Raw genomic sequence first — 9,922 nt, 5'->3', positions numbered from 1 at the left:
AATGTGTCAGTTTCGGTGACGCTGATCGTGCCGATCGCGATGGAAGAAGGTCTGCGCTTCGCTATCCGCGAAGGCGGCCGGACCGTCGGCGCCGGCGTCGTTGCCTCGATCATCGAGTAATCGAACTGGATAAGTCGGGATGCCGTCAGGCGGCATCCCACGGAGGCGACGCAAGTCGCCTCCAACGTTGAAGAAGTCAGGAGCGGTCGTCGCAACTGCGGCACGGTTCGTAAGGACCAGAGCAATGAATGGTCAAAATATCCGGATCCGCCTGAAGGCGTTTGATCACCGCATCCTGGATGCCTCGACCCGCGAAATCGTCTCCACGGCGAAGCGGACCGGAGCCCAGGTGCGCGGACCGGTGCCTCTGCCGACACGGATCGAAAAGTACACCGTGTTGCGCGGCCCTCACATCGACAAGAAGAGCCGCGAGCAGTTTGAGATGCGCACGCACAAGCGTCTGCTCGATATCGTCGATCCGACCCCGCAGACCGTCGATGCCTTGATGAAGCTCGACCTCGCCGCGGGCGTCGACGTCGAAATCAAGCTCTAAGGCGGACCAACCGAGGAACACGCTGATGCGTTCTGGAGTGATCGCTCAGAAGGTGGGCATGACCCGCATCTACTCCGATGTAGGGGAACACGTGCCGGTGACGGTTCTCAAGCTTGAGAACTGCCAGGTCGTTGCCCACCGGACAGCTGAGAAGAATGGCTATACCGCGCTGCAGCTCGGTGCAGGTCTGGCCAAAGTTAAGAACACGCCGCGGCCGATGCGGGGGCACTTTGCCGTCGCCAAGGTCGAGCCGAAGCGCAAGATTGCCGAGTTCCGGATCTCTCCGGACAACGTGATCGAGGTTGGCGCCGAACTGACCGCAGACCATTTCGTCGAAGGCCAGTTCGTCGACGTCACGGGCACTTCGATCGGTAAGGGTTTTGCCGGTGTCATGAAGCGCCACAACTTCCGGGGTGGCCGCGCGACCCACGGTAACTCGATCTCGCACCGTTCTCACGGTTCGACCGGTCAGTGCCAGGACCCCGGCAAGGTGTTCAAAGGCAAGAAGATGGCCGGCCACATGGGTAACACCCGCGTGACCACGCAGAACCTGAAGGTCGTGCGCACCGATGTGGAGCGCGGGCTGATCATGGTTCAGGGCGCGGTTCCCGGTTCCAAGGGTGGCTGGATCCTCGTCAAGGATGCGATCAAGCGCGTCCTGCCGGACGGGGTTCCGACGCCTGGCGCCTTCAAGGCGACCGACGCGGCGGTTGCGGCTTCTGTGGTGAACCAGGCTCCGGCGGGGCCGGCGGCTGAGAAGGAGGCCGAGTGATGGAACTGGACGTCAAGACGCTCAACGGCGACGCGGCCGGGTCGATCACCGTGTCGGATGAGGTCTTTGGCCTCGATCCCCGCGCTGACCTGATGCACCGTGTGGTTCGCTGGCAGCTTGCCAAGCGTCAGGCGGGCACGCACAAGACGAAGACCCGCAGCGAGATTGCGGCGACGGGCAAGAAATTCGTCCGTCAGAAGGGCTCAGGCGGTGCACGTCACGGCGACCGCAAGGTCCCGCAGTTCCGCGGCGGTGGACGTGCTTTCGGTCCGGTCGTTCGCGATCATGCGATCGGCCTTCCGAAGAAGGTTCGTGCCCTCGGCCTGAAGCATGCGCTTTCGGCAAAGGTGAAGGCTTTCAACATCATCGTTCTCGATGATGCAAAGTCCGCGGACGGCAAGACGAAGGCGCTCAAGGAGCGCTTCGGCAAGCTTGGTTTCGCCAACGTGCTGATCGTGGACGGTGCTGAGCTCGACAACAATTTCCGCCTGGCGGCCCGCAACATTCCGAATGTTGATGTGCTTCCGGTGCAGGGCATCAACGTCTACGACATTCTCCGTCGCGAGACGCTGGTTCTGACCAAGGCGGCGGTGAGTGCTCTGGAGGAGCGGTTCAAATGACGGACCTCAAGCACTACGACACGATCGTTAGCCCGGCGATTACCGAGAAGTCGACGATGGCCTCTGAGCAGGACAAGGTCGTCTTCAACGTTGCTCTCACGGCAACGAAGCCCGAGATCAAGGTTGCTGTTGAAGCCTTGTTCGGCGTCAAGGTCAAAAGCGTGAACACCGCTGTCCGCAAGGGCAAGGTCAAGCGCTTCAAGGGCGTCAAGGGCCGTCAGAGCAATATCAAGCGCACCGTCGTTACCCTCGTCGAGGGTCAGTCGATCGATGTGACCACCGGTCTTTAAGGGCGGAGAGGAAAGATGGCACTCAAGACCTTCAAGCCGACTTCGCCGGGTACCCGGCAGTTGGTCATCGTGGATCGCTCCGATCTCTGGAAGGGCAAGCCGGTCAAGACCCTGACCGAAGGCCTGTCCAAGTCGGGTGGACGCAACAACCGCGGGCGCAACACGGCTCCGAACCGGGGTGGTGGGCACAAGCGGGTCTATCGCATCATCGACTTCAAGCGTCGCAAGTTCGACGTCGAAGCGGTGATCGAGCGGATCGAATACGATCCGAACCGCACCGCCTACATCGCTCTCATCCGTTACGATGATGGCGAGCTGACCTACATCCTGGCGCCGCAGCGTCTGGCTGTTGGCGACAAGGTGATCTCCGGCGCCAAGGCGGACGTCAAGCCGGGTAACGCGATGCCGCTGTCGGCCATTCCGGTCGGCACGATCGTGCACAACATCGAGCTGAAGCCCGGTAAGGGCGGTCAGGTCGCGCGTTCGGCCGGTGGCTACGCGCAGATCGTTGGCCGTGACCAGGGCTACACCGTGATCCGTCTGAACTCCGGCGAACAGCGCCGCGTTCTGGGCTCCTGCATGGCTTCGGTCGGTGCTGTGTCCAACCAGGATCACATGAATACCAACCTGGGCAAGGCGGGCCGGTCCCGCTGGCTCGGCAAGCGCCCGCACGTGCGTGGCGTGGTGATGAACCCGGTTGACCATCCGCACGGCGGTGGTGAGGGTCGCACCTCCGGTGGTCGCCATCCGGTGACGCCGTGGGGCAAGCCCACCAAGGGCAAGCGGACCCGGTCCAACAAGTCGACCGACAAGTTCATCGTCCGCAGCCGCTACCAGCGGAAGAAGTAAGGGGAACGACCGTGGCACGTTCTGTTTGGAAGGGTCCGTTTATCGACGGTTACCTCCTCAAAAAGGCCGAGAAGACTCGTTCCTCCGACCGTAACGAGGTCATCAAGACCTGGAGCCGGCGCTCGACGATCCTGCCCCAGTTCGTTGGACTGACCTTCGGTGTCTACAACGGCCATAAGCATGTGCCGGTCCTCGTTTCCGAGGATATGGTCGGTCACAAGCTGGGCGAGTTTTCGCCGACGCGGACCTACTACGGTCATGCGGCGGACAAGAAGGCGAAGAGGAAGTAGCGATGGGCAAGCCGAAGCGCGAGCGTAGTCTCGCCGACAATCAGGCGAAGGCTGTCGCGCGCATGCTGCGGGTCTCGCCGCAGAAGCTGAACCTCGTGGCAGCCGGCATTCGCGGCAAGAAGGTCTCCACGGCTTTGGCCGAGCTGAGCTTCTTGCGCAAGCGGATCGCCCGGGACGTCAAGAAGACGCTGGAATCGGCCGTCGCCAATGCCGAGAACAACCATGACCTCGACGTCGACGTGCTCGTCGTCTCCGAGGCCTACGTTGGCAAGGCGCTTGTTATGAAGCGCTCCCAGCCGAGGGCGCGTGGCCGGGTTGGACGGATCGAGAAGCCGTTCGCCAATCTGACCATCGTCGTCAGTGAAGTTGAGGAGGCCGCCTGATGGGCCATAAAGTCAATCCGATCGGTCTTCGCCTGGGCATCAACAGGACGTGGGACTCGCGCTGGTTCGCTGACAAGAGTGATTACGGTTCGATGTTGCACGAGGATTTCCGGATCCGTGAGTTCCTGCTCGACAGCCTGAAGCAGGCGGCGATCTCCAAGGTCGTCATCGAGCGTCCGCACAAGAAGTGCCGTGTCATGGTTCACTCGGCTCGTCCGGGTGTCGTCATCGGCAAGAAGGGTGCGGACATCGAGAAGCTGCGTCGCACGCTGTCGCAGATGACGAGTTCGGAAGTGCACATCAACATCGTTGAGGTGCGCAAGCCCGAGATCGACGCGACGCTGGTCGCCGCTTCCATCGCGCAGCAGCTGGAGCGCCGCGTTGCGTTCCGTCGCGCCATGAAGCGGTCGGTTCAGTCGGCGATGCGCCTGGGTGCCGACGGTATCCGCATCAATTGCGGTGGTCGTCTGGGTGGTGCGGAAATCGCGCGTACGCAATGGTACCGCGAAGGCCGCGTGCCGCTGCACACGCTGCGCGCCGATATCGATTACGGCACGGCGACGGCGCACACCGCTTATGGTGCCTGCGGCGTGAAGGTCTGGATCTTCAAGGGTGAAATCCTGGAGCACGACCCGATGGCTTCCGAGCGCCGCGGTGCGGAAAGCAATGAATCTGGTGGCGGCGGTGGCCGTCGCGAGCGCGCCGCGTAATCGGTAGCGGTCGTTCGGTAGGGATCTAAGAAAGCGAGAGAGCAACAATGCTGCAGCCAAAGCGAACAAAGTTCCGCAAGCAGCACAAGGGCCGCATCCACGGCAATGCCAAGGGCGGAACCGATCTGAGTTTCGGCGCCTTCGGCTTGAAGGCCGTCGAGCCGGAGCGCATCACAGCGCGCCAGATCGAGGCGGCCCGTCGTGCGATCACCCGTCACATAAAGCGTGCCGGGCGTGTGTGGGTCCGCATCTTCCCGGATGTGCCGGTGTCGTCTAAGCCGACGGAAGTGCGCATGGGTAAAGGTAAGGGTGTCCCCGAGTACTGGGCGGCCCGCGTCAAGCCGGGCCGGGTGATGTTCGAGATTGACGGTGTCGCGGAGTCGATCGCGCGTGAAGCGCTGCGTCTCGGTGCGGCGAAGTTGCCGATCAAGTGCCGGTTCGTCCAGCGCATCGCCGAGTGAGCGGAACACAGGAGTGAAAGCCATGAAGGCGAGTGATGTGCGGGCTCTGACCCCGGACCAGCTCCGCGAGGAGCTGGAGAAGCTGAAGAAGGAGCAGTTCAACTTGCGCTTTCAGAAGGCGACCGGTCAGCTCGAGAACACGGCGCGCGTGCGGCAGGTTCGCCGCGATATCGCGCGCATCCAGACAGAGGTCCGCGCACAGCGCGCGACCGGAAACGCAAACGCATAGGAGGCGAAGATGCCGAAGCGAGTCCTCCAGGGCATCGTCGTCAGCGACAAGAACGACAAGACGGTCGTGGTGAAGGTGGAGCGCCGCTTTACCCACCCGTTGCTGAAAAAGACCGTGCGCCGCTTCAAGAAGTACAAGGCGCATGATGCAGATAATGCCTGCAAGGTCGGCGACACCATTCTGATCCAGGAATGTGCTCCGATTTCGAAGAACAAACGGTGGGGAGTCGTCCCGGGGACGGCGGAAATCTCCGCCAACTGACACGACTAATCATGCATCCGGACCCCTGTATTAAGGGGCCGACAGAAGAACAAGGCGGCCAGTCATGATTCAGATGCAAACAAATCTGGACGTGGCGGATAATTCCGGCGCGCGTCGCGTTATGTGCATCAAGGTGCTTGGCGGCTCGAAGCGCAAGTATGCTGGCGTTGGCGACATCATCGTCGTCTCCGTCAAGGAAGCCATCCCTCGGGGGAAGGTGAAGAAGGGCGACGTCATGAAGGCGGTCGTCGTGCGCACGGCACGGGATATTCGCCGCGCCGACGGGTCCGTCATTCGCTTCGACCGCAATGCAGCTGTGTTGATCAATAACAGCAAGGAGCCGGTCGGGACCCGTATCTTCGGCCCGGTGCCGCGCGAGCTGCGTGCCAAGAACCATATGAAGATCATTTCGCTTGCACCGGAGGTGCTCTAATGGCCGCGAAGATCAAGAAGGGCGACACGGTCATCGTGCGCACCGGCCGCGACAAGGGCAAGACCGGCGAAGTCATTTCGGTCCTGCCGGCGGAGTCCCGCGTGCTCGTACGTGGCGTGAACGTTGCCCGTCGCCACCAGCGCCAGACGGCGCAGGATGAGGGCGGCATCATCGCCAAGGAACTGCCGATTCACGTTTCCAACGTGGCGCTGGCCGATCCCAAGGACGGGAAGGCCACGCGGATCGGGTTCAAGACCACGGATGAAGGCCGCAAGGTTCGGATTGCCAAGCGTTCGGGAGACCTGATCGATGGCTGACACCAAGTACGAGCCCCGGCTCAAGAAGCATTACGACGAAGTCGTGCGTGCGAAGCTGCAGGAAAAGTTCAGCTACGCAAACCCGATGCAGGTTTCCGCGCTTGAGAAGATCGTCCTCAACATGGGCGTCGGCGAGTCCATTGCTGACAGCAAGAAGGCGCAGATCGCGGCCAACGACCTGGCGAAGATCGCCGGTCAGAAGCCCGTGGTCACCCATGCGCGCAAGTCGATCGCGACCTTCAAGGTTCGCGAAGGCATGCCGCTTGGAGCGAAGGTTACACTGCGCCGTGCGCAGATGTATGAATTCCTCGATCGCCTGGTCACCATTGCGCTGCCGCGCGTTCGTGACTTCCGCGGCCTGAGTCCGAAGAGCTTCGACGGGCGCGGCAACTACGCGATGGGCATCAAGGAGCACATCGTGTTTCCCGAGATCAACTACGACGAAGTTGATCAGATCTGGGGCATGGATGTGATCGTGTGCACCACGGCGAAGACGGATGATGAAGCGCGCGAATTGCTGCGTGCCTTCGACTTCCCGTTCCGCCAGTAGTTGACCGATCGGACGAGGACATAAGACACCATGGCCAAGAAGAGCGCGATCGAAAAGAATAACCGGCGGTCTAGGCTGGTTAAGAAGTTTGCCGGCAAGCGTGCCCGGCTGAAGGCGATTGCTCGCGACGAGTCGTTGTCCCTGGAAGAGCGGTTCGCCGCCCGGCTGAAGCTGGCCGAGCTGCCCCGCAACTCTTCCAAGACGCGGCTGCGGAACCGCTGTGAGGTTACCGGACGCCCCCGTGGTGTGTACCGGAAGCTGAAGATGTCGCGTATCGCCCTGCGCGAACTCGGGTCCCAGGGACGGATCCCGGGCCTGGTCAAGTCGAGCTGGTAAGGAGAGCCCAATGGCGATCACGGATCCCTTGGGGGATATGTTGACCCGCATCCGCAATGCGCAGATGCGGCGCAAGACAAAGGTCAGCACTCCGGCCTCGCGGCTGCGCGGTGGCGTGCTTGATGTGCTGGAAGCCGAAGGCTATATCCGCGGCTACAGCAAGGTTGAATTCGACGGCGGCAAGTCGGAGTTCGAGATCGAACTCAAGTACTACGATGGCGAGCCGGTCATTCGCGAGATCTCGCGGATTTCCAAGCCGGGTCGGCGGGTGTACTCGTCGGTCAAGAACATCCCGCGGGTCAACAACGGCTTCGGCGTGTCGATCCTTTCCACGCCCAAGGGCGTGATGAGCGATCATCAGGCGCGGGACGAGAATGTTGGTGGTGAGGTGCTCTGCCGCGTCTTCTAAGACGCGCGGGGCCACCGCTGAAGTAAACGATCGAACCGGACAGGTTGGTTTCATGTCTAGTATTGGCAAAAAGGCTGTCCTCGTACCGAACGGTGTGACCGCAACGATTGACGGACAGAGGGTCGAAGTGAAGGGCCCGAAGGGTCAACTCGATTTTGTCCTTAATGAGTTCGTTGTCGCCCAGATGACGGATGACAGTATCAAGATCGACCCGCGCGATGATAGCAAGCAGGCGCGGGCGATGTGGGGCATGTCCCGCACGATGGTTCAGAACCTCGTGACCGGCGTGTCCTCGGGCTTTGAAAAGAAACTGGAAATCTCCGGCGTCGGTTATCGTGCGCAGATGCAGGGCAAGAACCTGCAGCTCGCGCTCGGCTTCTCGCACGACGTGGTCTACGAGATCCCGGAAGGGATCCAGGTGGCCTGTCCGAAGCCGACCGAGGTCGTGATTACCGGCATCAACAAGCAGCAGGTCGGCCAGGTCGCGGCCGAGATTCGCGAGTATCGGCCGCCGGAGCCCTACAAGGGCAAGGGTGTGCGCTATGTGGGCGAGTACATCGTTCGCAAAGAAGGCAAGAAGAAGTAACGAGGCGCTGTCATGGCGAAGACCAAGAATACTTTCGAGCGTCGCCGCAATCGCGTCCGCCGTTCGATCAAGGCGGTGGCAAACGGACGGCTTCGGCTTTCCGTCCATCGTTCGTCGAAGAACATCTACGCCCAGGTCATCGACGACGAGAAGGGGCATACTGTTGCTTCCGCGTCGACCTTGGACAAGGATCTGCGCGACGGTCTGAGGACCGGTGCGAACACCTCGGCCGCCAGTGTTGTCGGCAAGCTGATTGCCGAGCGGGCTGTCAAGGCGGGCGTCAAGCAGGTCGTGTTCGACCGTGGCGGTTACATCTATCACGGGCGTGTCAAAGCGCTCGCCGATGCCGCGCGTGAAGGCGGTCTTGAATTCTGAGCGGCGCTTCATCCGGCGCGCAGATACGGAACTGAATTATGGCTAGAGACAACCGCGATCGGGATCGCGACGAGCGCGACAGCGAGTTCGTCGACAAGCTGGTCCACATCAACCGCGTGGCGAAGGTGGTCAAGGGCGGCCGTCGCTTCGGCTTTGCCGCACTCGTTGTCGGCGGCGATCAGAAGGGCCGGGTCGGTTTCGGTCACGGCAAGGCACGCGAAGTGCCCGAGGCAATTCGCAAGGCAACGGAACTCGCGAAGCGTGAACTCGTTCGGGTTCCGCTACGCGAAGGCCGCACGCTGCATCACGACGTTGCCGGCCGCCACGGTGCCGGCAAGGTCATCCTGCGGGCCGCGCCTCCCGGCACCGGCATCATCGCGGGTGGTCCGATGCGCGCCGTCTTCGAGACGTTGGGTGTGCAGGACGTGGTGGCCAAGTCGCTCGGCTCGTCCAACCCGTACAACATGGTTCGCGCGACGTTCGACGCGTTGAAGCGTGAAGACAGCCCCCGTTCCGTGGCAGCGCGCCGCGGCATGAAGGTGTCGACGCTTCAGGCCCGCCGTCGTGATCTCGATGATGCCGGCGCAGCCGGCGCCGAGGGTTGACGCCGGCTCGCGGCGTCCCCAGTTGAACAAGGGTATTCCCATGGCGAAGAGTGAAAAGACCGTCACGATCGAGCAGATCGGTAGTCCCATTCGGCGCCCCTGTATCCAGCGTGCCACGCTGGTTGGTCTCGGCCTCAACAAAATGCACCGTCGGAGCACCCTTGAGGATACGCCCGCAGTGCGCGGCATGATCTGGAAGGTCCAGCACCTTGTACGCGTTGTTGAAGACGCGTAAACGGGAGCGGAGAGATTAGAAAATGAAACTCAACGATTTGCGCGACAATCCGGGTTCCAGCCCGGCGCGAACCCGTGTCGGTCGGGGTATCGGCTCCGGCAAGGGCAAGACGGGTGGCCGTGGCGTCAAGGGCCAGAAGTCCCGTTCCGGCGTCGCGATCAAGGGCTTTGAAGGCGGCCAGATGCCGCTGCATCGGCGTCTGCCGAAGCGTGGCTTCACCAACATCTTTGCGAAGGACCTCAACATCGTGAGCCTCGGCCCAGTGCAGGCGGCGATTGATGCCGGCAAGCTGGATGCCAAGGAAACGGTGACGGCGGAAACGCTGAAGGCCGCCGGCGTCCTGCGTCACGTCAAGGATGGTGTCCGTCTCCTGGGCGATGGTGAGCTGAGGGCCAAGGTGTCCTTCGAGATCGCGGGTGCTTCGCGCTCGGCGATCGAGGCGGTCGAGAAGGCCGGCGGTAAGGCCACGGTTGTTGCGCCGAAGGCGCCGGCCGCAGAGGTCAAGGCCGAGTATAAGGCTTAAAGGCCTGACGGCACGAGAGAAAAGATCCGGCCCAACGGCCGGACCGTAGCTTTCGCGGCGAAATGGCAGCATTTCGCCGTTTGCGGTTGCGGGAGCCGATAGATCGTCGAGATTCGGCTTGTGGACTGCGGGAGC

General features: G+C 62.0%; 22 protein-coding genes. All 22 read left to right on the top strand.

The window, feature by feature from the left end; translation table 11 throughout:
* A partial coding sequence (locus tag QNJ43_RS03005) for an elongation factor Tu (protein ID WP_300467300.1) occupies positions 1-120 on the top strand: 120 nt, incomplete at its 5' end.
* Between the two features lie 124 nt (positions 121-244).
* Complete coding sequence (rpsJ, locus tag QNJ43_RS03000) at positions 245-553, top strand: 30S ribosomal protein S10 (RefSeq protein WP_300467249.1); 309 nt, start codon at positions 245-247, stop codon at positions 551-553.
* A gap of 25 nt (positions 554-578) precedes the next feature.
* On the top strand, positions 579-1,325 hold the full coding sequence (rplC, locus tag QNJ43_RS02995; protein WP_300467247.1) for a 50S ribosomal protein L3: 747 nt from the start codon (positions 579-581) through the stop codon (positions 1,323-1,325).
* Positions 1,325-1,945, top strand: coding sequence for a 50S ribosomal protein L4 (gene rplD, locus QNJ43_RS02990; protein ID WP_300467245.1), 621 nt, complete (start codon positions 1,325-1,327; stop codon positions 1,943-1,945). Before rplC ends, rplD begins: the two co-directional genes overlap by 1 nt.
* Complete coding sequence (locus QNJ43_RS02985) at positions 1,942-2,235, top strand: 50S ribosomal protein L23 (RefSeq protein WP_300467243.1); 294 nt, start codon at positions 1,942-1,944, stop codon at positions 2,233-2,235. Before rplD ends, QNJ43_RS02985 begins: the two co-directional genes overlap by 4 nt.
* A 15-nt stretch (positions 2,236-2,250) precedes the next feature.
* Positions 2,251-3,084: a 50S ribosomal protein L2 gene (rplB, locus tag QNJ43_RS02980; protein ID WP_300467241.1), complete on the top strand. Its 834-nt coding sequence runs from the start codon at positions 2,251-2,253 to the stop codon at positions 3,082-3,084.
* An 11-nt stretch (positions 3,085-3,095) separates the two neighbouring features.
* Entirely contained in the window at positions 3,096-3,374 is a 279-nt protein-coding gene (rpsS, locus tag QNJ43_RS02975) for a 30S ribosomal protein S19 (protein WP_300467239.1), read from the top strand.
* 2 nt (positions 3,375-3,376) lie between these two features.
* Positions 3,377-3,757: a 50S ribosomal protein L22 gene (rplV, locus tag QNJ43_RS02970; RefSeq protein WP_300467238.1), complete on the top strand. Its 381-nt coding sequence runs from the start codon at positions 3,377-3,379 to the stop codon at positions 3,755-3,757.
* The gene (gene rpsC / locus QNJ43_RS02965) at positions 3,757-4,467 is read left to right on the top strand and encodes a 30S ribosomal protein S3 (protein ID WP_300467237.1); all 711 of its coding nucleotides are present in this window, start codon (positions 3,757-3,759) and stop codon (positions 4,465-4,467) included. Before rplV ends, rpsC begins: the two co-directional genes overlap by 1 nt.
* A 47-nt stretch (positions 4,468-4,514) precedes the next feature.
* Positions 4,515-4,928: a 50S ribosomal protein L16 gene (rplP, locus tag QNJ43_RS02960; protein ID WP_300467236.1), complete on the top strand. Its 414-nt coding sequence runs from the start codon at positions 4,515-4,517 to the stop codon at positions 4,926-4,928.
* A gap of 22 nt (positions 4,929-4,950) precedes the next feature.
* Entirely contained in the window at positions 4,951-5,157 is a 207-nt protein-coding gene (gene rpmC, locus QNJ43_RS02955) for a 50S ribosomal protein L29 (protein WP_300467234.1), read from the top strand.
* Between the two features lie 9 nt (positions 5,158-5,166).
* A complete protein-coding gene (gene rpsQ / locus QNJ43_RS02950; protein ID WP_300467232.1) occupies positions 5,167-5,418 on the top strand; it encodes a 30S ribosomal protein S17 in 252 nt (83 codons plus the stop codon).
* 64 nt (positions 5,419-5,482) lie between these two features.
* On the top strand, positions 5,483-5,851 hold the full coding sequence (gene rplN / locus QNJ43_RS02945) for a 50S ribosomal protein L14 (RefSeq protein WP_300467230.1): 369 nt from the start codon (positions 5,483-5,485) through the stop codon (positions 5,849-5,851).
* Positions 5,851-6,168, top strand: a complete 318-nt coding sequence (rplX, locus tag QNJ43_RS02940) for a 50S ribosomal protein L24 (protein ID WP_300467228.1) — start codon at positions 5,851-5,853, stop codon at positions 6,166-6,168. The genes rplN and rplX overlap by 1 nt, the downstream gene beginning before the upstream one ends.
* A complete protein-coding gene (rplE, locus tag QNJ43_RS02935; RefSeq protein WP_300467226.1) occupies positions 6,161-6,718 on the top strand; it encodes a 50S ribosomal protein L5 in 558 nt (185 codons plus the stop codon). Before rplX ends, rplE begins: the two co-directional genes overlap by 8 nt.
* Positions 6,719-6,748: 30 nt before the next feature.
* Positions 6,749-7,054, top strand: coding sequence for a 30S ribosomal protein S14 (gene rpsN / locus QNJ43_RS02930; protein WP_300467224.1), 306 nt, complete (start codon positions 6,749-6,751; stop codon positions 7,052-7,054).
* Between the two features lie 10 nt (positions 7,055-7,064).
* Entirely contained in the window at positions 7,065-7,463 is a 399-nt protein-coding gene (rpsH, locus tag QNJ43_RS02925) for a 30S ribosomal protein S8 (RefSeq protein ID WP_300467223.1), read from the top strand.
* Positions 7,464-7,515: 52 nt separating this feature from the next.
* On the top strand, positions 7,516-8,049 hold the full coding sequence (gene rplF / locus QNJ43_RS02920; protein ID WP_300467221.1) for a 50S ribosomal protein L6: 534 nt from the start codon (positions 7,516-7,518) through the stop codon (positions 8,047-8,049).
* A gap of 12 nt (positions 8,050-8,061) precedes the next feature.
* A complete protein-coding gene (gene rplR / locus QNJ43_RS02915; RefSeq protein ID WP_300467219.1) occupies positions 8,062-8,424 on the top strand; it encodes a 50S ribosomal protein L18 in 363 nt (120 codons plus the stop codon).
* A 38-nt stretch (positions 8,425-8,462) separates the two neighbouring features.
* Positions 8,463-9,029 carry a 30S ribosomal protein S5 gene (gene rpsE, locus QNJ43_RS02910; protein ID WP_300467217.1) on the top strand — a complete coding sequence of 189 codons (567 nt, stop codon included), beginning with the start codon at positions 8,463-8,465 and terminating at the stop codon, positions 9,027-9,029.
* Positions 9,030-9,069: 40 nt separating this feature from the next.
* Positions 9,070-9,264: a 50S ribosomal protein L30 gene (gene rpmD / locus QNJ43_RS02905; RefSeq protein ID WP_300467215.1), complete on the top strand. Its 195-nt coding sequence runs from the start codon at positions 9,070-9,072 to the stop codon at positions 9,262-9,264.
* A gap of 22 nt (positions 9,265-9,286) precedes the next feature.
* A complete protein-coding gene (rplO, locus tag QNJ43_RS02900; protein WP_300467213.1) occupies positions 9,287-9,787 on the top strand; it encodes a 50S ribosomal protein L15 in 501 nt (166 codons plus the stop codon).
* Positions 9,788-9,922 lie beyond the last annotated feature (135 nt).

This window comes from Breoghania sp. (assembly GCF_030066895.1).
Classification (GTDB): Bacteria; Pseudomonadota; Alphaproteobacteria; order Rhizobiales; family Stappiaceae; genus Breoghania.
The sequence above is the reverse complement of the archived record's forward strand: the minus strand, read 5'-3'. Positions and strand labels throughout refer to the sequence as shown.